The organism is Wolbachia endosymbiont (group A) of Trypoxylon clavicerum (assembly GCF_947251665.1).
Classification (GTDB): Bacteria; Pseudomonadota; Alphaproteobacteria; order Rickettsiales; family Anaplasmataceae; genus Wolbachia; species Wolbachia pipientis.
Genome location: NZ_OX366374.1, coordinates 767,347 through 789,578 on the forward strand (window position 1 = coordinate 767,347; position 22,232 = coordinate 789,578).

Below are 22,232 nucleotides of genomic sequence, written 5' to 3' on the forward strand. Positions count from 1 at the left end.
AATGTTACCTCAATATTAACGCTATCTATAAAAGTATAAAGACTTAATATTTAATTTTTAATTAATAGTAGCACAGCTAACTACGGGCTAGCATCAATAGCAAGCGTCAATTAACACTTTAACTTCTTACTTGTCATCAGTAATATTGTTTATATAAAAACTATAATTTTTTATGCCTGAACTTGGGAACATATTGCTATTGCTAGCCTGCTTATTGTCTTTGACATATTTGTTTTTACCGCTTAGTTCTTGTCGGTTTATTACCACTGCCATATTTTTTTGTGTATCAGCGTCAATGGCTATTTTGATCTACTGCCACATTACAAATGATTTCTCACTCGAAAACGTATATTACCACTCACACACAACAAAACCTTTGATCTATAAGATTTGTGGTGTTTGGGGAAATAAAGAAGGGTCCATGTTGCTTTGGGCATTAGTGCTTGTCATGTATTTATTACTAATGGATATTTATATACCTTCTGTCATCCCAGTTTCCCCCTCTGTCATCCCAGCCTCTTCTTCTGTCATCCCAGTGCCTAGACACTGGGATCCAGACAATTTAATTGCAAATGAGTACATCAAATGGCAGTGTAATAAAAACTGGATTCCAGTGTCAAGCACTGGAATGACACCAGAACGAACTAATGGTAGTAAATTAAAAAAAATATCTCTTATCACTCATGGGCTGATTTGCTTTTGTTTTTTACTGTTCACTTTAATTGAATCCAGCCCCTTCACTAAAATGCCAGGCATTGAAACAGATGGATTGGGTTTTAATCCGATATTGCAGGATATAGGCCTTGCTATTCATCCACCGATATTATATTTGGGGTACCTTGGATTTAGCGTTCCTTTTTCGCTCTCTATAGCTGGATTAATTTTAAATACTGAAGGAAATGTTTGGGCTAAAATTGTCAGGCCTTGGGTACTTATTTCTTGGTCGCTGCTCACTTTGGGCATCAGCTTAGGTAGCTGGTGGGCATATCGCGAACTTGGGTGGGGTGGATTTTGGTTTTGGGATCCAGTGGAAAATGTTTCTCTGATGCCGTGGCTAATTGCAGTAGCGCTGACACATTTGTTGCTCGTTGTACGAAATTTCAATACTTTAAGGAATTTCGCTATTTTACTTACGCTTACAACTTTTGTCTTGAGTGTAACTGGAACATTTCTAGTCCGCTCAGGAATACTCACTTCAGTGCACACGTTTGCAGATGACCCAAGATATGGACTATATATATTAGCTCTACTTGGTGTAATTACAGTCAGTAGCTTAGTAATATTTGTAGTGTTTACGAGAAAAAATCACACATCTGCAATGTCATTCCAGTGCGTGACACTGGAATCTGAAAAGAAACTTGCTACTCAAGTGACAGAGGGTAGAAGATTCTTTTCACGCCTTACGATGATGCTGATGAACAATTTATTATTTATCACTGCCTTTTTCATTGTGTTCGTTGGCACTTTATACCCTACAGTGCTTGAGTATTTAACCGGTGAATTAATTTCAGTTGGAGCACCATATTACAATTCTTTATTTAATCCTATTGCACTCACTATTCCAGTGCTCACCATGATCGGGCAATACTGTAGTTGGCGGGGAAATAGTCTATTGCCAATATTCCGTGAATACAGATTCTCATTCTGTAGTGCTGCAGCTATTTTGCCGTTTATCTTTCACATGGAGCTAATGATTGTGCTATCAATTACCATCTCCATAGCATTATTAATCTTTGTTTTAGAAGCATATAGTAAAAGAATTTGTTTATTTAAGGTAGCATTTGGTGAATCAATTTTATTAGCAAGAAGAGTTTCTAAATCCTACTATGCAATGATGGCAGCTCATGCTGGAGTGGCAATTCTAGTGTTTGGTATAACTTATTCAGTTGGTTGGCAGGAGAAAAAAGAAAATTACTTAAAAATAGGGGATAGCATAACAGTCAATAAATTTAAAGTTACTTTACGAAATATTGAGCTAATAAAAGAAAAAAATTTCCATGCAGTAAGAGGAACAATGGATATCAGGAATTTGTTGAATAACAAGATATTGGGTGAGATAACTCCTGAATATAGATTTTACCTTGTGGAAGGTCAGAAAAATGTTGAAAGCAGTATCTACCACAATTTATTTTCTGATATTTATGTTGTAATCGGTGAGATTGATAAGAGTAAGAGCAAAATCGCAGCCAAAGTGCACTATAAACCTGGAATGTCTATAATCTGGCTTGGATCCTTCCTCATCGCTTTTGGCTCGCTCCTTGCCGCTTTTCCTTCTAGTGGACGAGCAAGGGTTGTCTAGCTGTCGTGGATTTATTAACAACGCTCCTAGGCTCTGTGGACAAAAAATATGAAAAGAGAGAAAAAGATGGTAGTTTAGCCTAATAGGTAAAAAATGGAGAAACTACCATATGCAATATTACATCAAAGAGGAAAATTGGAAACAAATTTTAGAGTTCATAAAAAGCGTAAAAGGAATGCACAGCAAAGATGAAAAACGTTTAAGAATATTCATAGAGGCAGTGTGGTACATAGTGCGAAGTGGTTGCCAATGGAGACTTTTACCAAAAACTTATGGTAATTACAGGAGTATACATAAGCGATTTAAAAGATGGTGTGAAAGAGATGTCTGGAAAAAATTGCTTGAATATACTAAACAAGAGCCTGATTTAGAAGTTGCTATAATCGACGGTACGATCATCCGAGCCCATCCATGTTCATCTGGATATACAAAAAACTCCAAGGATCAAGAAGCTTTAGGGAGGAGCAAAGGTGGCTTTACAACTAAAATACATGCGCTTGTCGATGCACTTGGAAATCCACTTAAATTTACTCTGACTCCTGGTCAAAGAAATGAAATTACGCAGGCACAAGTGTTGACCGAAAGTATCTATAACTCTACTGTAGTAGCTGACAAGGGCTACGATAGCAATGCCTTTGTTACAAGTCTTGAAGACAAGGGATGTACAGTAGTTATTCCGCCAAAACGGAATCGAAAAGTGCAAAGGTATTACGATGAGCATATCTACAAAGAACGTCATTTGATTGAGTGTTTTTTTGGTAAAATTAAAAATTTTAGGCGCATTTTTTCCAGATTTGATAAAACTGCTGAGGTTTTTATTGGTTTTCTCAATTTTGTTGGAGCTCTTGTATGGCTTCTCTAAAATTTTGTCCACAGAGCCTAGGTCCAGAGTGCAACGTATGAGAAATTACCGAGCTATAGATACTGATTTGCAAAGGTTAGAACCAAAGAAAGTTATATTTTTTTATTGACAGACCTATATATTACGATATTCACTAAGGGATTAGTGAGTAATGGTTATACAATATGAATGGTGGGGTATCAGGCAAGGAAAAAGTTATACGCACTGCTTTCAATTTTAAGGACCTTTGCAGCGAGTGGCGTCAAACTCTTGAAAGTAATGCACAAACTCCTCTACAGCACTCCGATGATTCTTGTACAAGTGATAACAGTAATAATCATAGTCAAGTGCTTTTCACTACGTACCGTTCTAATCAACAGTATAACCCTTCCAACTATGATTCGTCGAGCGAAATAGATGAACACGATATAGAAACTCAAAAGATTGAAGAAGGTGATGGCCATAATTCAGGTATTAGTTCCGATGATGAGGATGACCGGACAACTTATACAGCAGTACAATTAACTAATGATTCTCTTGATAGCCAAAGATATACAGGAATATATATTCCAACAACAACTGATGGTTGGGTAGGTGAAAATAATCATCAGACTGGTTTATCAGGTAATTTGCCAGACGGAAGTAATAATCCACAAATTTTTGAAAGTACTGATTCAGTAGAGCACAATTCTACCTGCAATGATCATGTAATTTGTGATTCAGGTCACAATTCTGACGATGAGGATCAGATTCCAGAGGACTTTCTTTCAAGGACACAAGTACGATCGATTGAAATTGATCAGTTTGAACTGTTGTACGAAAAGGAGAAAATAGAAGCACAAAATAATCAAAAATATACAGAAAATGTATGTAATCCAACAAATGGTGGTTTGTTAGGTGAAAGTGATAATCAACAGATTTCTGAAGATACAGAAATAACTTCTGATTGTAATCCAGATGATTCAGATCCAAAAGGGAACGAGGGCTATGGTTCAGATGGTTCTTGTGAAAGTAAAGAAAATTTGACAAAGGGCGCTGACGGTAGTAATCAGACTTTTGAAGGTGAACAGAAAAGCTCAGAATTTTCGAAAGTTGACAATTGGTCAGATAGTGATGGGAACTCAGAAGATAGTTCGGACTGTGGTGATGATGATGTTGGTCATTATGATACAGATTGTGGTAAACGCTACAGTCATCTGAGTTTTCATGATGAAAACACAAACATAATAAAAGAAGATTCTTTTTCTTTAGCCCAAATAGAACTGAATAAAGCAGAAGAGGAAAAGTATGAAAGTATTTGGCAAGAAATGGATAAAATCCTTAGTGATTCAGATGAAGCTGGTGAATGTGAAGAAGATGATATTGGGGAGTTGAAAGGGAGACTTGATGAAGTTATAAGCCAAGCACTGGAACAAGGAATTATGTTCACTTTTCCATATAAAGACGGCGAGTCCTTTGTAGACCATATAATTAATACAATACAAGCACTATATTGGGTCGATTCTACTGAGAATTTTAGACTTCTAGAGGAGAAAAAGATATTACAAGTAATATCGGAGGGTGCAACTTTAAATAAATTTACTAAAGAGAATCACGATAATTATGTAAATTGTATTTACAGAGAAAAAGAGATTTTAAGTCAAAGGAATAAAAATATTTTAGGACTTAATAATTTAGCATATGAAAGTATTGTAAACAAAAGCAAGCAGACTCAAAATGTATTAGGAGTAGACAAGGATAATGGATATTTTTGTGTAGAATACTCGCAAGATAGTATTGTTGAAGTTGCAGAAATCCTAAACAATGAAAAAGCCAAAGACTTAAATTTAAGAGTTGGCATTCTCAAAATTGGAGAAAGTATAGTAAGAGTTGAAAATGTAGAAGAAATAGGGGGAAAAAGAAATTACATGGATGTCTCAAAAGGTGGTATTGAAATGTCTTTTACCACTGAGGTAGGAGAGATAAGTATTTATCTAAGTCCTAGTGAGAAAGACAGCAATAAAATAAAAGTGGAGATTGATGGGGAAAACAGAGCAAGGCTTAATGAGTTAAAAGATAAGGGAAAAAGTTTAGGGGAAAACTGTCTTTTAGGAGGAAAAAGTGTTGAGGAAGCTGTAGAGCATAAAAGTTTTGAAAGATATGGCAGTGTACCTAACACTGCTATGAAGGAACCTAGCTTAGGTTGCGTTGCTAACATAGCAAAGGCGGGATGAACTTGCAGAGATAAAATGATGGGCCAAATTGGCGGTATTTTGCTCTTGTCATGTACTTCAAAATTGCAAAGTTTGCACTAGATAGAACTTAATTGACAGACAAGAATCAACTGACAGAAAAATTTACATAGTCAAACAACCACAAAATAAACTAGGCTCTGTGGACAAAATTTTAGAGAAGCCATACAAGAGCTCCAACAAAATTGAGAAAACCAATAAAAACCTCAGCAGTTTTATCAAATCTGGAAAAAATGCGCCTAAAATTTTTAATTTTACCAAAAAAACACTCAATCAAATGACGTTCTTTGTAGATATGCTCATCGTAATACCTTTGCACTTTTCGATTCCGTTTTGGCGGAATAACTACTGTACATCCCTTGTCTTCAAGACTTGTAACAAAGGCATTGCTATCATAGCCCTTGTCAGCTACTACAGTAGAGTTATAGATACTTTCGGTCAACACTTGTGCCTGCGTAATTTCATTTCTTTGACCAGGAGTCAGAGTAAATTTAAGTGGATTTCCAAGTGCATCGACAAGCGCATGTATTTTAGTTGTAAAGCCACCTTTGCTCCTCCCTAAAGCTTCTTGATCCTTGGAGTTTTTTGTATATCCAGATGAACATGGATGGGCTCGGATGATCGTACCGTCGATTATAGCAACTTCTAAATCAGGCTCTTGTTTAGTATATTCAAGCAATTTTTTCCAGACATCTCTTTCACACCATCTTTTAAATCGCTTATGTATACTCCTGTAATTACCATAAGTTTTTGATAAAAGTCTCCATTGGCAACCACTTCGCACTATGTACCACACTGCCTCTATGAATATTCTTAAACGTTTTTCATCTTTGCTGTGCATTCCTTTTACGCTTTTTATGAACTCTAAAATTTGTTTCCAATTTTCCTCTTTGATGTAATATTGCATATGGTAGTTTCTCCATTTTTTACCTATTAGGCTAAACTACCATCTTTTTCTCTCTTTTCATATTTTTTGTCCACAGAGCCTAGCAATTTTGCTTCACCATTAACAACAATCTTCGGAGCTTTCAACTCAGATATTTTGTTGTTTCTGCTAATAGTATATATTGCTAAATAAGCCAGCATAATATTAATACCTGCTAATATAAATGCTTCAGGTGTAGTTGCAAAAGCTGCAGTTGAAGACCTCCAAAGCGGTGCTGAAAGTGCTACTATTGCACCTATGGCACACAGAGCAGCAAGTGCTACAAATGCAATGTTTGTTTTGTGGGACTAACCACGATGATTCTTGAAATATTTGGAAGTTAGCATAAACGACCTCAAATATTAATATGCTTAAATAAAAAAACTGTCATAGTCAAGCTTTTTCGTAAGCTACCTGCCGCTTGAGCCAAAGCCCCCTGCATTGCGACCGGTTTCTTCTGTGCAGAACTCTTCTCTGTCATCCCAAATTACCTGAGATACAGGAGAAATAAGGATTTGTGCGATTCTATCTCCTCTTTTTATTTCGTATGGCTGATTACTTAGATTAATTAGACAAATTTTAACTTCACCTCGATAATCAGAGTCTATAGTGCCCGGAGAATTTAAGACAGTGATTCCATGTTTTGCAGCAAGACCAGAACGTGGGCGGATTTGCCCCTCAAAACCGTTTGGTATTGCAATCACAATTCCAGTTGGAACAAGTAATCTTTCAAGTGGATTTAAAACAGCAGAATCATTCAATGCAGCATAAAGATCCATGCCAGCACTCTGCGTAGTTGCATAACATGGAAGAGACAAGTCTTCTCCGTGTGATAATCTTTTTATTTCTACTTTAATTTTACTTCTTTGCACTCCAATTTACCATCTATGAAGACTCAATTATAGCATGTAAATTGTATCTGCAAAAGTGATAAATGTTACATCGTAAATGATGTCATTCCAGCGCTTGACGCTAGGCCATAAAATTCCTTGACAAGTTCAGTGCTCCTTTTTTTGTCATCCCAGTGCCCCTATGATGTCATTCCAGCCTGGAATCTAGTCCTTATTATGCAGCCACTTGGTTGAAATTAAGTCTTCTGGATCCCAGTGTCTGGGCACTGGGATGACACCCTGACAACCGTCATCCCGCTACTTGTTAGCGGGATCTAGAGATACCGCGATTCATTTGCGGTATGACGTAGATTGCTGTCATTCCAGTGTCAGCTACTTGAATGACACCCTTGGTATTCGTATAGTTGTAAGCAGTATAGCTATAAATCACTCACAATCGATATACTTGAATTATTCTCAGTAAATAAATCAAGCATAATGTTAGGTATTCTACCATCAACTATGTGAACAACTCCAGCACATTCCTCCGTCATTTTAACGTATGCCATAAGCCTTTCAATAAATTTTTCCCCTTTAATTTTCCCACAATCAATCGATGCATTTAAATTTTTAACAGATATCTTCCTGCCACCAATTTTATCTATTTCTTCATCTGTGTCACTCAAGATTATCATTTTAGATGCAGAAACTGCAATTGCAATTGCGCTTGCAGTGCTATCGGCATCAATATGATATGTTTCCCCATCTTTTCCATGACCAATTGGTGCAATAACTGGTATAAAATCTGATTCTTCAATAAAAAATAATATATCAGGATTAATTTCAGTGGGTCTACCGATGAACCCCATGTCTAATATCTTTTCGATATTATTTGATCTATCTTCTCTAAGCGTAGCGGTTATTTTTTCGGCTTTAATTAAGTTACCATCTTTTCCACATAATCCAATAGCTGAACCACCAGCAGAATTTATATGCTGAACAATTTTTTTATTAACTGAACCACACAGTGCCATTTCAATGATTTTCATAGTGTCTTTGTCTGTAAGTCTGATACCATTCACAAACTTACTGTTCATATCCAGCATTTTTAACACCGAGTTAATTTCATATTCTCCGTCATGAATTATTACCGGATTTATACCAAGCTGCTTCAACAAGACAACATTATGCACAAAAGTATTAAATAGTGTTTCATTTAAGATTATTGTACCACCGCATTTAATGACAAAAGTCTCGCCTACAAAGCTAGGTATGTTAGATAGCACTTCAAGTAATATTTCTGCTTTTTGTTCAAATGATACCTCACCCTTTAAAAATTCACTACTCTTCATTTTTTTATCTTGTAAACTTGAAAAACTCATCTCTTACCTTGGTTATTTTATGCTTAACACGGATGCTCATTTGATGAATTGACACATTCTCATTATTAATCCATTTTTGAATATCTTCTATAACAGCACCTAAGCTTTTTTGACTTACTTTATCTATTTTTGTTAGCACAATGTTAAAGTTAATGTTATTATATATTAACCAATAAATGAAGTCTTTGTCTATTTCTTTTAATCCTACCTTGCTATCTATCAACACAAACACTCTTCTTAGATTTTCTCTTTGAATTAGATAATACTCAATTAAGTTTAAATATTGTATAATTTCCTCCTTGCCTGCATGAGAGTAGCCATACCCTGGCAGGTCAACAAGCCTGAACTTATCATCGTACATAGAGTAAAAATTTATTTGTCTAGTGCATCCAGGTTTAGAGGAAACTCTGGCAGCTTTTTTGCTGTTTATCAGTAAGTTGATCAGACTGGATTTTCCTACATTTGATCTACCAGCAAACGCAATCTCTGGAGCCGACTCATTTGGTAATGATTTTATGTCCGAAGCTCCAAATATGAAATTGCAGTTTGATGTTATCTGTTTTGCCATTATATTCAACTAGAAGGTAGTAGGTATATTATAGTGTTATTGCTTGATATAAGAAATTTTTTATTTCAGTATATATTACTTAGCTAGATCTGTGCTATATGGATATGGAAAATAATTTACAAGACTTAAAGAAAAAATTTAATGATATAGAGAGAAATTTGGAAAATCCTACCAATTTAAGTCAAAAAGAATTCATTACCCTTTCAAAGGAATACTCTGAGCTCAGGCCAATAATCAAGATAATTGATGAATATAACACGCTGAAAGAGGAAATTTCAGACTTAGAAGAAATAATGAAAGATGAAAACAGCGAAGGTGATATAAAAGAGTTAGCAAAAGAAGAATTCTTCGAAAAGCACAAGGTATTATTACCAAAAATAAAAGCAAAATTAAAGTTAGCATTATTGCCCAAAGATGAAGATGACTCAAGAAATGCAATATTAGAAATTAGAGCAGGCACAGGCGGAGAAGAAGCAGCATTATTTGCAACAATGTTATTTCGTATGTACCAAAAATATGCAGAAAGAAGAAATTGGAAGTTCGAGCCAATAAGCATTTCTAATACAGGTATAGGTGGCTATAAGGAAGCTTCTGCACTCATTAATGGAACAGAAGTTTTTGCAAGGTTAAAATTTGAATCAGGGGTGCACAGAGTACAGAGAGTGCCAGAAACTGAATCCTCAGGAAGGTTGCATACCTCTGCCGCTACTGTTGCGATATTACCTGAAGTAGAAGAAGTTGACTTTAAAATAGAAGAAAAAGACTTACGCATAGATGTTTATAGATCCAGTGGTCCTGGAGGGCAATCAGTGAATACAACTGACAGCGCAGTAAGGGTCACCCACTTGCCAACAGGGATAGTTGTGATACAGCAAGATGAAAAATCGCAGCACAAAAATAAAGCTAAAGCGCTCAAAGTATTGAGGGCAAGGCTATACGAAATTGAAAGACAAAAAAAAGAAATGGAAAGGTCAACAATGAGGAAAAGTCAGATTGGCTCTGGGGATCGCTCCGAGCGCATAAGAACATATAATTTTCCACAATCAAGAATAACAGACCACAGAATTAATCTAACTTCACATCGATTAGAGCAGATTATAAAAGAAGGTGAACTAGATGAGTTTATTGAGGCATTAATTTCACGTAATGAAGCAGAAAGATTGGCCGGGGAAAGTTAGCAGCCTACAATGGAATATCTTTATTAATTACATAGGATCTTTTAAACGCAATAGATAGACAGTAAAAACAAGTTCTAGTACTATCGCGGATAGAACAAGAACAGCTACACTAATTGTTTGACCATTGTAAATGTAGCTTGTTAAGCCGATAAAAATAGCCATGATAAAAGCTCTAATGAACGAAAGTGCAGAAGAAGCCGTACCTTTAATTTTAGGGAAAACATTTAATGATGCATTAAAAACTACTGCCTGGCAAATTGCACAACCGATAGAAAAAATAATCATAGACAGTGTTACTAAGTAGAAAGAGTGGGGTACAATTATACTGAATATTACAAGCAATAGAGACCCAATAGCACCCACGCTCGTACCAAAAATTACACACTTTATTGCTCCAAGTTTCTGCAAGATTTTGCCAGCAAATAGACTGATGAATGAGAAGCACCCAACTATTGCACCTTGATGTAGTGCATAAATAGTGCTAGATAAACCAAAAGTCTTCATATACAGAAAAGGTCCACAAGTGATGAATGACATATAAGCGGCAGAAAAGAGGCTTGACATCAAAGACAACGTAACAAACCTCGGATTAGATAGTAGTTTTCTGTAATCTTTCATCGTTTTTTTTAAGCTGAAAATATCGCAGTCCTTTTTTGTTTCTGGTAACGCTAAAAGCAGCAAAACCCAAGAGATTAAACAAAGTATTGCAACAGTTGCATAATTACCACGCCATCCTACAATTTCATTGATGAAACTGCCTAACACTGGCGCAATTGCCATGACAACTGTAAGAACAGAATTCATGATTCCAATAAATTTCACCGCTTCGTCACCTTTATAGCTGTCTGCAACGATTGCAAACACAACTACAGATGTGCTGGCACCAATGCCCTGAACAAAGCGAGAGATTAAAAGCCAAAAAATCGACGGTGCAAAAACACAACCAACAGCGCCGACGAGTAGCAAAGTGTTGCCTATGATCATAATCCTTCTTCTGCCATAGCATTCAGACAATGGACCGAAAAACAACCCTCCTATGCAAAAGCCTAGGAAATTATAAGCAATAGTTAATTGAATTGTTCCTTCTGATACGTTAAAATAGCGCACCATATCAGGAAAACTAGGTACGGAAATGTCAATTTCAATGAACTTGGCAATTAGAGACAGGATTAACAGAAATGGTAGTAACATTTGAGATTTTCAATTAATGAATAAAAATATCACATTTGAAGCGTTGAAAGAAGAACATTTTTTACTGTTATTAAAATGGTTAGAAACACCTCACGTAAAGCTATGGTGGGATGCGGATATAAATTGGACACCAGAGTTAATTGGGAAAAAATATAGCAATTATATCAAAGGATTCAAACGTTTGAAACTTAAGACACAAATTATTGAAAAACCAATGCATGCATTCATTATTAATTGTGATGGAGTTGATATTGGTTATATTCAATACTATAACAAACATGATTTTCCACCTGAGCAGGGCTACGATACTTCTGAGCTTCCAGAAAGCTGTGCTGCTATAGACTGGTATATCGGAGAGCTGGGTTATGTGGGCAAAGGCATTGGTCCACAAGCTTTGAATATATTTTTAAACGAATTTGTCTTTAAAGTTTCTGAAAATGCTTTTGTTGACCCAGATACAGCAAATGTTCGTGCAACCCGTGTTTACGAAAAAGTTGGATTTAAAAAAATTAGGGAAAGTAATGGTACAATCTTAATGATCAAGGCAAGAATTCCTGAGAACCATGCAAGATGAGTGTTTTTTCAACAGTCCTTCTAAATTACTACAAGCAGTTTAATTTTTAGTAAATATGTCATTATTCAAAAATATGCAAGAAGCTTTATAGAAACTTAACATAATTTTATCATAAAAATGTCATTAGACCTGCTGCGAATCAAGCGATAAAAAAAAGGAAAGGAGGGTGAATAAAATCAAGGTTAACTAAAAGGCGTGCTTAAGATTTACAATACCAGCAATAATATTGAACCTCAAGTTATATTTTTTCTGAAAATTGCGATAAACATTCGACATAATCTTAAATATCTTTATCTCTCGGATCTTATTTTCTACTCTCATTCTAAATGATGCTAACCTTCTATTATGCTCTTTCTGCTCTGGAGTTAATGGCTTTTTACGATACTTTTTATATGGAATTATAACATTGCTTTGCAATTTTTGCCAACCTTGATATCCAGAATCAGCATGTTTTATGCTATCAAGTGGTAAATATTTTTCTTGTTTCCTTATGCGAAAATCACTAATTCTACCACGGTATGACTTTGACACTGATAAAATTCTTCCTCCTTCTTCGATAATAATCTCAGTTTTCATAGTGTTGGTTCTTTTTTTTCCTGAATATGATTTCTTCCGTTTTTTACTATCTTCTGGCCTCTGTATTTGCTGTTCTGTAACATCAGCCAAAATCTTCAGTATTTTTTCTGGCGTCATACTTCTATCTTTTGTTATAGTCACTTTTTTGGCGAGTAATGGCTCTATTCTCTTAAGTAACCTACATACATTTGCGTTGTGCACATTGAATAGGCATCCTAAAAATCTATGTGTTATGTAAGTGCGATAGTACAAAATTACGCAAAACAACTTATCTTCCAGAGTTGGTAGTTTTGATCTTCTACCATGACACTTTTTCTGTTTTTCAAGTTTTTTCCATCCAGACCTCACTTTTTCTACTACTTTTTCGAACTCCTCTATACTTAAACCTGTTATATTACGAAAGTTTCTTGGGTGTTTTTTCATATTATAGTAACTAAAGCTCATTTTTTTTCCTTACTTGATCTGCTTATTCTTCTTCTACCCCTCTCACATCATTTTTTCAATCACCTTTTGCAGCAGGTCTATTCTTAAGTCCTGTGTAAAAACAAATTTTGGCACTAATTTAATTAACTATGAGCTGGATAAATTGGGAAATAAATTTTGTTTACTTTTACAATACCTTAAGATCTAATGTTACTTTATCAGTCAAAAGTATCACAATAGGCTAGTATGTTCTTTACTCTTTTCCTAAAAATATTACCTATTTATATTACGATATTTATTGGTTATTTAGCAGGAAAATGTCTTAAAATTGATAGAAACACTATATCTCAAATACTCTTTTATATAGCTAATCCAATAGTGATTTTATATGGAGTCTCTCATACAGAAGTTAATTTAAAAGTAATTTCTCTGCCGATTTTGATATGGTTTATAGGTAGCACTATGTCTTTATCAGTGTATTATCTTTCTTCTTTTTTATTTAAGGATAACACGAGAAACATATTAGCGTTTAGCTCGGGCAGCACAAGTATGGGTTATTTTGGCCTGCCGATTGCCATGGCTTTATTTGATGAAGATTCAGTATCTGTATATGTTGTTTGTTATATAGGAATGGTGCTATTTGAAAACAGCTTAGGATTTTACATAGCTGCAAATGGTATTTATACCGCAAAAGAATGCATATTAAAGTTGTTCAAACTTCCTTCGCTTTATGCGATGGTTCTGGGCTTCTTTTTAAGTATATACGATATACAAATACCTACTTTTTTAACAGATGTTATGATGAATATTAGAAGTACATTTGTCACATTAGGGATGATGCTACTTGGAGTGAGCATTGCAAATATTACAAGCTTTAAAGTAGATTGGAAGCTTGCTTTGATCACTATTACAGCAAAGTACGTATTCTGGCCATTATTTGTTTTAGGAATCGTTCTTATAGACAAACATGTTATAGGTGTATACGACGAGAGCATATATAAAGCACTGATGTTGCTAGCTATTATTCCAGTTTCTGGGTCCAGTATAATACTTACTAATATTTTGAATTATCAACCAGATAAAGCTACTCTGTTGCTTTTAATCAGTACTGCAGTGGGACTGTTTTATGTTCCACTAATAATATCATTATTTTTTACTAAACTTGTTCCTTTTTGATCAAAAATTCAAGCGCTTGCATAACCATTATTTGGGTAACAACACAAGACATTGATAAAACTTGAATTTATGGCTAAAGCAACTTCTACAATTTGGTAACCCGTCATCCCACTACTAGTTAGCGCCGCGGCGGTAAATTGACCTTACCCAGAAAAAGTAGAGAGAAAGTTAAGACGTTTTTGGAGTAAAATAAAACGTTTTTTCAAAATATGACAAATAGAAGAGAATATACAGCAGAATTCAAATTAGAAGCTGTTAAGCTGGTTAAAGAAACAGGTCAAGCAAGTACAAAAATAGCAAAAGATCTAGGCTCTGTGGACAAAATTTTAGAGAAGCCATACAAGAGCTCCAACAAAATTGAGAAAACCAATAAAAACCTCAGCAGTTTTATCAAATCTGGAAAAAATGCGCCTAAAATTTTTAATTTTACCAAAAAAACACTCAATCAAATGACGTTCTTTGTAGATATGCTCATCGTAATACCTTTGCACTTTTCGATTCCGTTTTGGCGGAATAACTACTGTACATCCCTTGTCTTCAAGACTTGTAACAAAGGCATTGCTATCGTAGCCCTTGTCAGCTACTACAGTAGAGTTATAGATACTTTCGGTCAACACTTGTGCCTGCGTAATTTCATTTCTTTGACCAGGAGTCAGAGTAAATTTAAGTGGATTTCCAAGTGCATCGACAAGCGCATGTATTTTAGTTGTAAAGCCACCTTTGCTCCTCCCTAAAGCTTCTTGATCCTTGGAGTTTTTTGTATATCCAGATGAACATGGATGGGCTCGGATGATCGTACCGTCGATTATAGCAACTTCTAAATCAGGCTCTTGTTTAGTATATTCAAGCAATTTTTTCCAGACATCTCTTTCACACCATCTTTTAAATCGCTTATGTATACTCCTGTAATTACCATAAGTTTTTGATAAAAGTCTCCATTGGCAACCACTTCGCACTATGTACCACACTGCCTCTATGAATATTCTTAAACGTTTTTCATCTTTGCTGTGCATTCCTTTTACGCTTTTTATGAACTCTAAAATTTGTTTCCAATTTTCCTCTTTGATGTAATATTGCATATGGTAGTTTCTCCATTTTTTACCTATTAGGCTAAACTACCATCTTTTTCTCTCTTTTCATATTTTTTGTCCACAGAGCCTAGGCTCTGTGGACAAAATTTTAGAGAAGCCATACAAGAGCTCCAACAAAATTGAGAAAACCAATAAAAACCTCAGCAGTTTTATCAAATCTGGAAAAAATGCGCCTAAAATTTTTAATTTTACCAAAAAAACACTCAATCAAATGACGTTCTTTGTAGATATGCTCATCGTAATACCTTTGCACTTTTCGATTCCGTTTTGGCGGAATAACTACTGTACATCCCTTGTCTTCAAGACTTGTAACAAAGGCATTGCTATCGTAGCCCTTGTCAGCTACTACAGTAGAGTTATAGATACTTTCGGTCAACACTTGTGCCTGCGTAATTTCATTTCTTTGACCAGGAGTCAGAGTAAATTTAAGTGGATTTCCAAGTGCATCGACAAGCGCATGTATTTTAGTTGTAAAGCCACCTTTGCTCCTCCCTAAAGCTTCTTGATCCTTGGAGTTTTTTGTATATCCAGATGAACATGGATGGGCTCGGATGATCGTACCGTCGATTATAGCAACTTCTAAATCAGGCTCTTGTTTAGTATATTCAAGCAATTTTTTCCAGACATCTCTTTCACACCATCTTTTAAATCGCTTATGTATACTCCTGTAATTACCATAAGTTTTTGGTAAAAGTCTCCATTGGCAACCACTTCGCACTATGTACCACACTGCCTCTATGAATATTCTTAAACGTTTTTCATCTTTGCTGTGCATTCCTTTTACGCTTTTTATGAACTCTAAAATTTGTTTCCAATTTTCCTCTTTGATGTAATATTGCATATGGTAGTTTCTCCATTTTTTACCTATTAGGCTAAACTACCATCTTTTTCTCTCTTTTCATATTTTTTGTCCACAGAGCCTAGGCTCTGTGGACAAAATTTTAGAGAAGCCATACAAGAGCTCCAACAAAATTGAGAAAACCAATAAAAACCTCAGCAGTTTTATCAAATCTGGAAAAAATGCGCCTAAAATTTTTAATTTTACCAAAAAAACACTCAATCAAATGACGTTCTTTGTAGATATGCTCATCGTAATACCTTTGCACTTTTCGATTCCGTTTTGGCGGAATAACTACTGTACATCCCTTGTCTTCAAGACTTGTAACAAAGGCATTGCTATCGTAGCCCTTGTCAGCTACTACAGTAGAGTTATAGATACTTTCGGTCAACACTTGTGCCTGCGTAATTTCATTTCTTTGACCAGGAGTCAGAGTAAATTTAAGTGGATTTCCAAGTGCATCGACAAGCGCATGTATTTTAGTTGTAAAGCCACCTTTGCTCCTCCCTAAAGCTTCTTGATCCTTGGAGTTTTTTGTATATCCAGATGAACATGGATGGGCTCGGATGATCGTACCGTCGATTATAGCAACTTCTAAATCAGGCTCTTGTTTAGTATATTCAAGCAATTTTTTCCAGACATCTCTTTCACACCATCTTTTAAATCGCTTATGTATACTCCTGTAATTACCATAAGTTTTTGGTAAAAGTCTCCATTGGCAACCACTTCGCACTATGTACCACACTGCCTCTATGAATATTCTTAAACGTTTTTCATCTTTGCTGTGCATTCCTTTTACGCTTTTTATGAACTCTAAAATTTGTTTCCAATTTTCCTCTTTGATGTAATATTGCATATGGTAGTTTCTCCATTTTTTACCTATTAGGCTAAACTACCATCTTTTTCTCTCTTTTCATATTTTTTGTCCACAGAGCCTAGAGGTAGTATTCATATCTTCTGATAATAACTGGGTAGCTTATTGCCATAGCTCCTGTAAAATGACTTCTAAACAAACTATTTCTTAAGTAATTTACACTTCAGAGTTTATCTGCTTTAAAGTTTACTCTATTCTGTTTCAGCATTTGTCATAAATCCTTAATTATTTCTGACTTTTTAGTTCAGTTTTTAACCATTCTTTCCTTAACTTAATGGCAGTGGACCTCGTCATCCCGCTACTTGTTAGCGGGATCTCTTGTTAGCGGCTGAGATACCGCGAATGAATCGCGGTATGACGGTTCGCGGCGGTATGGACGTAGGAAAACCTTTCTTGGGTCAGCTATAGAGACTCTCATCTTTAGCGAGCTTCAAGGTAATTGGTTGCTATTTGCGAAAATATTCGCATAATTTAAGTAACATTACTTAATAAAAATTAACTATGGAGCTTAATAAGATTGCAGCATCGATTTTACTTTCTGGGCTAATCATTATGATAGTTAGTAATGTAGTTGATATGCTTTACAGTCCAGAAGAATATAAGATTGAACACCAAACGATAGTAGCTGCTGGCAGCAATGAGTTCCAGCAAAAAATCGAGCAAGTGGCGCTTGATATTGGAGCGCTCATGCAGAATGCTAGCTTTGAGAAAGGTAAATCAGCAGCAAAAAAATGTATAGCCTGCCATAGTTTTGAGAAAGGTGGAATGAATAAAGTAGGACCAAACTTATGGAACATAGTTGGAAATAAAAAGGCCCATCTTGGTAACTCATTCAATTACTCAAAAGCAGTGCTTGAAAGAGGTGGAAAATGGGGGTATGAGGAGCTCTTTGCCTTTTTAAAGAACCCAAAAGCCTATATAAAAGGTACACGTATGGCATTTGCAGGTATTTCCAATCCACAAGAAATTGCAGATCTAGTTAGTTATTTGCATCAATTGAGTGATAGCCCGGTTGCTTTGCCAAAGTAGTATGGATTATTGTAAATTGTTTGATGGAAATAATGGTCACATAGCATATCGAAAGCTACAAGGAAAGAAAGCTTCTGTAGTTTTTTTCGGTGGATTTGCATCCAATATGGATGGAACTAAAGCAACTGCTATTTACAAATTTTGCCAAGAAAATGACGTAGCACTTGTGCTATTTGATTATTTTGGTCACGGTCATTCAAGTGGTAATTTTATTGATTACACGATAAGTGATTGGCAAAAAAATTGTGCTAAAGTAATGAGTGAATTAACTAGCGATAAACAAATAATTATAGGTTCAAGTATGGGAGGATGGCTGATGTTGCTCACTGCCCTTCAATTTCCAGAAAAAATTGCAGCACTAATTGGTATATCGTCTGCTCCCGATTTTACTGAAGATTTGATATTCAAGCAATTGTCAGGCAAGCAAAAAGAAGAACTAGATTCTAAAGGTGTAATAGATTTTACTTCAGAGCATTGTACATACAAAATAACTAAAAATTTGATCGAAGATGGCAGAAAGAACCTTCTTTTAAACAAAAAGACAATAGATATAAACTGTCCTGTGCGCTTGCTGCATAGCATTAATGATAAAGATGTTCCTTATCAAACTTCATTGAATTTAGCTGAAAAAATTAAGTCAACCGATGTTGAAGTACACTTAATAAAATCAGCAGAGCACAATATGTCTGACAATCATTCACTGGAAGTTTTATTTAAGACCATTAGAGAATTTTGTAACCAGACTGCATTCTGTGATTTTTAGCAAAACACGATTTTTCATTTGAGCTTTCTTCAACTTAAAATAAATACAGAAAATTGCTGCCTATAGCTAAACTGACTTAGATTTACCGACAATTTGAAAAACCGTCATCCCGCTACGTGTTAGCGGCTGAGATACCGCGGCGGTATGACGGTTCGCACCATCACACTTTGGAACCTTACAGATATTGAGCAAATCCAATAATATCCTTGATTTCTTTTATATTATGGGTTGCAATTTCTGCTGCTTTCTTTGTGCCTTTTTTTAATATTTCATGTAAATGGAATTGGTCTTTTAAAAGATCATTCATTTTCTCACGTATGGGTGATATAACACTGATAATTAAATCAGCTAACTCTTTTTTGAAGTGCTTCATGTCATGTTTGTTCACTTCTTCACATACTTTTTCCGCATTTACATTACTAAGCACTGAATAAATGTTTATCAAATTGCTTATTTCTGGTCGGCACTCTAAAGTAGCAAAGCCTAGAATTGAATCTGTTTTTGCTTTTTCTATTTTTTTGACAATTAAGTCATCCGTATCATCAAGGTTAATGCACGAATGTTCTGAAGGATCAGATTTACTCATCTTGCTTGTACCATCTCTTAAGCTCATTATCCTTGATGTGCAATCCAAAGTTAAGATTTCAGGTACGATAAAATGATCCAGCTTATAATGATTGTTAAAAGCTGATGCAATATCACGTGCAAGCTCCAAATGCTGTTTTTGATCATCACCAACAGGAACGTATTTAGTTTGATACAACAATATATCTGCAGCCATAAGTACTGGATAACTATATAATCCAAGAGAGGCTTTTTGTTTATCGCTGCCAGCTTTATCTTTAAATTGAGTCATGCGATTAAGCCAACCAATTGGTGTATAGCATCCAAGCAGCCAGCCCAGTTCTGCATGACCACTAACTGTGGACTGACTAAAAATAATGGACTTTTCTGGATCTATTCCGCATGCAATATAAGCTGCTGCTGTTTTGAAAATATTACTTTTTAATTCACTTGCGGAAAGCTTATTTGCTGTGATTGCGTGTAGGTCGACAATACAAAAAAGAGATTTGTATTTATCCTGTAAGTCTATCCACTGTTTGATTGCACCAAGATAATTACCTAAATGTAGTACGCCACTTGGCTGGATACCTGAAAAGACAATACTTGTCATTATACATTTACCTCATGCTAATCGTTTCCACAATCAGCAGATTTCTTAGAAATAATAACCATTGCAGGACGGAGCAACCTATTTTTGATAGTATAACCAGTTTGTAGTACCTCTACAATGATGCCAGGCTCTTTTTCATTGTCTTCTCTTTCCACAACAGCTTGGTGTAAATTACTATCAAAAAGCTTACCAAGTGGGTCTACTTCCTCTATTTCATGTTTTTTTAGATCATTTATAATTTTTTGATAAGCTACTTTGATTCCTTCATGAACAGGATCACCGTCTTTCAAATTTTCCATTACTTTTTTTAAATTGTCACACGAGTCAATCATATCACGTGCAAATTTTGTGACTGCGTAGTCACTTGCATCGCTAATTTGCTTTTGCATTATACGTTTGACGTTTTCATTATCTGCAACAGCGCGGCGTAAATGATCTCCAAGCTGGGCTGCACGTTCTTTTAATGTATTGAGATCTTCATTTAAATCATCTGTTTGCTTATGGTTATCACTTTGTTGGTCGTCACCTTTCTGCCTATTTACCATATCAGCAAACTTTTTCTCCTTACTGCTATCTGACATATCATTACCCTTAAGAATCTAATAAATATATAACAATTAATCTGAAAATATCAAGCGCCAGCTACATTTGTCTTTCTATGCTCGCATTTAAAAAGTCAATTAAAGTAGTTTTATAAAAAGAATCAGAAAAAGTACTAATATCATTTTGCGCCATATTAATGTAGTGTCTAGCTTTTTCCATAGAAAGCTGAATGGCATTATGGTGATTAATATAGTGTAATGCTTGGTCAAAATTGTGTCTAGCTGAAGAAAAGCATTTTTCCCAGAATTTTTGCTCTACTGGACTGCCCTTTTCGTATGCTATAATAGCAGGTAAGGTGACTTTACCTTCGAAAAAGTCTTTTCCGACTTGCTTTCCAGAAGTGCCTTGACTAGCAGTATAATCGAGCATATCATCAACTATTTGAAATGCCATACCAAAATTAAAACCAAAATTCTTTAGCCTCTCTGTTTCGTCATCTGTTGCACCAGATACTGTAGATGCAGCTTCACAGCATGCAGAAAATAAAGACGCTGTCTTTTCTCCAATGATATCAAAATAATTTTCCCTGATTGTGTGGGGGTCAAAACGTGTTGTCATCTGCTTTATTTCACCCTTCACAAGTAAATGCGATGCTTTAGATAAAATAGGGAGAATATTTAAATTTCCACACTCTATAAGCCATCTAAATGCTAGAGTCAACAATAGATCACCAACTAAAATGCTTGATTTATTTCCCCAAATCTTATTCGCTGTTTTAACTCCATGACGTGCCTCACTTTCATCGAGCACATCATCATGAAGTAAAGTAGCATTGTGTATAAACTCTACCGATGCAGCAACATTGATCCTATTCTCCCCAGAATAGTTTAGCATTTTACATATAATAAAAACTAGTTTAGGCCTTATTTTTTTTCCACCTGAACTAACAAGATGAGATATAATATCAGTAGCAAGCTTAGCATCTTCATCATTGACATTTTTGAAGATAAAGTCCTTCATATCTGATAAATCAGAAGATACAACATCGTCTAATCTATCGCTGTTTGTTATTAGCATTTAAAGAGACTTATGCTTCTTGCCCTTGTGCTTTCTTGTTCTCTACTTTCTTCTTTTCTGTTTTTTTTGGTTCTGTTTCTAAAGTTACTATGCCTTTTTTGATGAACCACAGTACTCTTTCAGTTGCTTGCGCGCCTACGCTTAGCCAATGTTTTAATCTATCAACCTTCACCACAACACGATTTTTATTGTCTTTTGGTAACATTGGATCATATTGTCCTATTTTCTCAATAAAACGCCCATCTCTTGGTGCTCGTGAATCAGCTACAACTATTCTATAAAAAGGGCGTTTCTTTGCGCCAAACCTTGCCAACCTTATTTTAACTGCCATGTTAACCTTTATTCATATGTTAGTTACAATTTTATACAATGAGCCGTTTTAAGTCAAATGAATTATACAACCTTTGCACTTTATAATATAATTACCAACAATGTAGGGCAGCGCTGGGCGCACAGCTATACGAACATTCATTTTTGAAGGTAAATTGCACAGCAAATGGTGTCATTCCAGTGCTTGACACTGGAATCCAGCCTTTTTTTAATCATTAAAACGTTGTATTTTAACATAAAACGACTACTTTTATGCTTACCAACTTAATAAAATTCCTGGATCCCAGTGTCTGGGCACTGGGATGACATCCTTTCTAGT

General features: G+C 35.3%; 21 protein-coding genes and 1 pseudogene. 9 read left to right on the forward strand and 13 right to left on the reverse strand.

Annotated elements, in window-relative coordinates:
• The first annotated feature begins 172 nt into the window (after nt 1-172).
• The 3 genes from OPR60_RS03935 to OPR60_RS03945 all read left to right on the forward strand — a co-directional run bounded on the left by OPR60_RS03935 (nt 173) and on the right by OPR60_RS03945 (nt 5,353).
• Nucleotides 173-2,299, forward strand: a complete 2,127-nt coding sequence (locus tag OPR60_RS03935; protein WP_265040072.1) for a heme lyase CcmF/NrfE family subunit — start codon at nt 173-175, stop codon at nt 2,297-2,299.
• A 109-nt stretch (nt 2,300-2,408) separates the two neighbouring features.
• Nucleotides 2,409-3,161: an IS5 family transposase gene (locus OPR60_RS03940; protein WP_265039632.1), complete on the forward strand. Its 753-nt coding sequence runs from the start codon at nt 2,409-2,411 to the stop codon at nt 3,159-3,161.
• Between the two features lie 164 nt (nt 3,162-3,325).
• The gene (locus tag OPR60_RS03945) at nt 3,326-5,353 is read left to right on the forward strand and encodes a hypothetical protein (RefSeq protein WP_265040017.1); all 2,028 of its coding nucleotides are present in this window, start codon (nt 3,326-3,328) and stop codon (nt 5,351-5,353) included.
• 172 nt (nt 5,354-5,525) lie between these two features.
• On the opposite strand, the gene OPR60_RS03950 is transcribed toward OPR60_RS03945, so the two are convergent.
• The 4 genes from OPR60_RS03950 to yihA form a co-directional block, all read right to left on the reverse strand.
• Nucleotides 5,526-6,278: an IS5 family transposase gene (locus tag OPR60_RS03950; RefSeq protein ID WP_265039650.1), complete on the reverse strand. Its 753-nt coding sequence runs from the start codon at nt 6,276-6,278 to the stop codon at nt 5,526-5,528.
• A 428-nt stretch (nt 6,279-6,706) separates the two neighbouring features.
• The gene (gene dut, locus OPR60_RS03955; protein WP_065094705.1) at nt 6,707-7,168 is read right to left on the reverse strand and encodes a dUTP diphosphatase; all 462 of its coding nucleotides are present in this window, start codon (nt 7,166-7,168) and stop codon (nt 6,707-6,709) included.
• Between the two features lie 398 nt (nt 7,169-7,566).
• Nucleotides 7,567-8,478, reverse strand: a complete 912-nt coding sequence (argB, locus tag OPR60_RS03965; RefSeq protein ID WP_065094715.1) for an acetylglutamate kinase — start codon at nt 8,476-8,478, stop codon at nt 7,567-7,569.
• A gap of 4 nt (nt 8,479-8,482) precedes the next feature.
• Nucleotides 8,483-9,076 carry a ribosome biogenesis GTP-binding protein YihA/YsxC gene (yihA, locus tag OPR60_RS03970; protein WP_010962460.1) on the reverse strand — a complete coding sequence of 198 codons (594 nt, stop codon included), beginning with the start codon at nt 9,074-9,076 and terminating at the stop codon, nt 8,483-8,485.
• 98 nt (nt 9,077-9,174) lie between these two features.
• Between yihA and prfA the strand changes: the two genes are divergently transcribed.
• The gene (gene prfA, locus OPR60_RS03975; RefSeq protein WP_065095337.1) at nt 9,175-10,254 is read left to right on the forward strand and encodes a peptide chain release factor 1; all 1,080 of its coding nucleotides are present in this window, start codon (nt 9,175-9,177) and stop codon (nt 10,252-10,254) included.
• Between the two features lie 27 nt (nt 10,255-10,281).
• On the opposite strand, the gene OPR60_RS03980 is transcribed toward prfA, so the two are convergent.
• Nucleotides 10,282-11,445, reverse strand: coding sequence for a multidrug effflux MFS transporter (locus OPR60_RS03980; RefSeq protein WP_265040073.1), 1,164 nt, complete (start codon nt 11,443-11,445; stop codon nt 10,282-10,284).
• Nucleotides 11,446-11,461: 16 nt separating this feature from the next.
• On the opposite strand from OPR60_RS03980, the gene OPR60_RS03985 reads away from it, so the two are divergent.
• Nucleotides 11,462-12,019, forward strand: a complete 558-nt coding sequence (locus tag OPR60_RS03985) for a GNAT family N-acetyltransferase (RefSeq protein WP_065094702.1) — start codon at nt 11,462-11,464, stop codon at nt 12,017-12,019.
• A 186-nt stretch (nt 12,020-12,205) separates the two neighbouring features.
• Here the strand turns inward: OPR60_RS03985 and OPR60_RS03990 are convergent, their stop codons facing one another.
• Nucleotides 12,206-13,018: a transposase gene (locus OPR60_RS03990; protein ID WP_265040287.1), complete on the reverse strand. Its 813-nt coding sequence runs from the start codon at nt 13,016-13,018 to the stop codon at nt 12,206-12,208.
• A 246-nt stretch (nt 13,019-13,264) separates the two neighbouring features.
• Here OPR60_RS03990 and OPR60_RS03995 point away from each other — a divergent pair, with 246 nt between their 5' ends.
• Both OPR60_RS03995 and OPR60_RS07030 read left to right on the forward strand, forming a co-directional pair.
• Complete coding sequence (locus OPR60_RS03995; RefSeq protein WP_265040074.1) at nt 13,265-14,194, forward strand: AEC family transporter; 930 nt, start codon at nt 13,265-13,267, stop codon at nt 14,192-14,194.
• A 209-nt stretch (nt 14,195-14,403) separates the two neighbouring features.
• Nucleotides 14,404-14,547 (forward strand): annotated as a pseudogene (locus tag OPR60_RS07030) (transposase); the annotation flags it as partial.
• Here OPR60_RS07030 and OPR60_RS04000 read toward each other — a convergent pair.
• From OPR60_RS04000 to OPR60_RS04010, 3 genes are all read right to left on the reverse strand, one after another.
• Nucleotides 14,521-15,273: an IS5 family transposase gene (locus OPR60_RS04000; protein ID WP_265039650.1), complete on the reverse strand. Its 753-nt coding sequence runs from the start codon at nt 15,271-15,273 to the stop codon at nt 14,521-14,523. The pseudogene OPR60_RS07030 and the gene OPR60_RS04000 overlap by 27 nt on opposite strands.
• Before the next feature lie 100 nt (nt 15,274-15,373).
• The gene (locus OPR60_RS04005) at nt 15,374-16,126 is read right to left on the reverse strand and encodes an IS5 family transposase (protein WP_265039632.1); all 753 of its coding nucleotides are present in this window, start codon (nt 16,124-16,126) and stop codon (nt 15,374-15,376) included.
• A gap of 100 nt (nt 16,127-16,226) precedes the next feature.
• Nucleotides 16,227-16,979, reverse strand: coding sequence for an IS5 family transposase (locus OPR60_RS04010; protein ID WP_265039632.1), 753 nt, complete (start codon nt 16,977-16,979; stop codon nt 16,227-16,229).
• 519 nt (nt 16,980-17,498) lie between these two features.
• Here OPR60_RS04010 and OPR60_RS04015 point away from each other — a divergent pair.
• On the forward strand, nt 17,499-18,026 hold the full coding sequence (locus OPR60_RS04015; RefSeq protein WP_010082469.1) for a c-type cytochrome: 528 nt from the start codon (nt 17,499-17,501) through the stop codon (nt 18,024-18,026).
• A 1-nt stretch (nt 18,027) separates the two neighbouring features.
• Nucleotides 18,028-18,789, forward strand: a complete 762-nt coding sequence (locus OPR60_RS04020) for an alpha/beta hydrolase (protein ID WP_012673268.1) — start codon at nt 18,028-18,030, stop codon at nt 18,787-18,789.
• Nucleotides 18,790-18,964: 175 nt separating this feature from the next.
• On the opposite strand, the gene trpS is transcribed toward OPR60_RS04020, so the two are convergent.
• The 4 genes from trpS to rpsP form a co-directional block, all read right to left on the reverse strand.
• On the reverse strand, nt 18,965-19,963 hold the full coding sequence (gene trpS, locus OPR60_RS04025) for a tryptophan--tRNA ligase (RefSeq protein WP_265040075.1): 999 nt from the start codon (nt 19,961-19,963) through the stop codon (nt 18,965-18,967).
• A gap of 17 nt (nt 19,964-19,980) precedes the next feature.
• Nucleotides 19,981-20,544, reverse strand: coding sequence for a nucleotide exchange factor GrpE (locus tag OPR60_RS04030; RefSeq protein ID WP_265040076.1), 564 nt, complete (start codon nt 20,542-20,544; stop codon nt 19,981-19,983).
• 61 nt (nt 20,545-20,605) lie between these two features.
• Nucleotides 20,606-21,583, reverse strand: a complete 978-nt coding sequence (locus tag OPR60_RS04035) for a polyprenyl synthetase family protein (RefSeq protein ID WP_065094486.1) — start codon at nt 21,581-21,583, stop codon at nt 20,606-20,608.
• 10 nt (nt 21,584-21,593) lie between these two features.
• Nucleotides 21,594-21,914, reverse strand: coding sequence for a 30S ribosomal protein S16 (gene rpsP, locus OPR60_RS04040; RefSeq protein ID WP_065094487.1), 321 nt, complete (start codon nt 21,912-21,914; stop codon nt 21,594-21,596).
• Nucleotides 21,915-22,232: the final 318 nt, after the last annotated feature.

Excerpts from the sequence above, each read along its gene's own strand:
- OPR60_RS03935 (WP_265040072.1), top strand. The coding sequence starts at position 173 with ATGCCTGAACTTGGGAACATATTGCTATTGCTAGCCTGCTTATTGTCT.
- OPR60_RS03940 (WP_265039632.1), top strand. The coding sequence starts at position 2,409 with ATGCAATATTACATCAAAGAGGAAAATTGGAAACAAATTTTAGAGTTC.
- OPR60_RS03945 (WP_265040017.1), top strand. The coding sequence starts at position 3,326 with ATGAATGGTGGGGTATCAGGCAAGGAAAAAGTTATACGCACTGCTTTC.
- OPR60_RS03950 (WP_265039650.1), bottom strand. The coding sequence starts at position 6,278 with ATGCAATATTACATCAAAGAGGAAAATTGGAAACAAATTTTAGAGTTC.
- argB (WP_065094715.1), bottom strand. The coding sequence starts at position 8,478 with ATGAAGAGTAGTGAATTTTTAAAGGGTGAGGTATCATTTGAACAAAAA.
- yihA (WP_010962460.1), bottom strand. The coding sequence starts at position 9,076 with ATGGCAAAACAGATAACATCAAACTGCAATTTCATATTTGGAGCTTCG.
- prfA (WP_065095337.1), top strand. The coding sequence starts at position 9,175 with ATGGATATGGAAAATAATTTACAAGACTTAAAGAAAAAATTTAATGAT.
- OPR60_RS03980 (WP_265040073.1), bottom strand. The coding sequence starts at position 11,445 with ATGTTACTACCATTTCTGTTAATCCTGTCTCTAATTGCCAAGTTCATT.
- OPR60_RS03985 (WP_065094702.1), top strand. The coding sequence starts at position 11,462 with ATGAATAAAAATATCACATTTGAAGCGTTGAAAGAAGAACATTTTTTA.
- OPR60_RS03990 (WP_265040287.1), bottom strand. The coding sequence starts at position 13,018 with ATGAAAAAACACCCAAGAAACTTTCGTAATATAACAGGTTTAAGTATA.
- OPR60_RS03995 (WP_265040074.1), top strand. The coding sequence starts at position 13,265 with ATGTTCTTTACTCTTTTCCTAAAAATATTACCTATTTATATTACGATA.
- OPR60_RS04000 (WP_265039650.1), bottom strand. The coding sequence starts at position 15,273 with ATGCAATATTACATCAAAGAGGAAAATTGGAAACAAATTTTAGAGTTC.
- OPR60_RS04005 (WP_265039632.1), bottom strand. The coding sequence starts at position 16,126 with ATGCAATATTACATCAAAGAGGAAAATTGGAAACAAATTTTAGAGTTC.
- OPR60_RS04010 (WP_265039632.1), bottom strand. The coding sequence starts at position 16,979 with ATGCAATATTACATCAAAGAGGAAAATTGGAAACAAATTTTAGAGTTC.
- OPR60_RS04015 (WP_010082469.1), top strand. The coding sequence starts at position 17,499 with ATGGAGCTTAATAAGATTGCAGCATCGATTTTACTTTCTGGGCTAATC.
- OPR60_RS04020 (WP_012673268.1), top strand. The coding sequence starts at position 18,028 with ATGGATTATTGTAAATTGTTTGATGGAAATAATGGTCACATAGCATAT.
- trpS (WP_265040075.1), bottom strand. The coding sequence starts at position 19,963 with ATGACAAGTATTGTCTTTTCAGGTATCCAGCCAAGTGGCGTACTACAT.
- OPR60_RS04030 (WP_265040076.1), bottom strand. The coding sequence starts at position 20,544 with ATGTCAGATAGCAGTAAGGAGAAAAAGTTTGCTGATATGGTAAATAGG.
- OPR60_RS04035 (WP_065094486.1), bottom strand. The coding sequence starts at position 21,583 with ATGCTAATAACAAACAGCGATAGATTAGACGATGTTGTATCTTCTGAT.
- rpsP (WP_065094487.1), bottom strand. The coding sequence starts at position 21,914 with ATGGCAGTTAAAATAAGGTTGGCAAGGTTTGGCGCAAAGAAACGCCCT.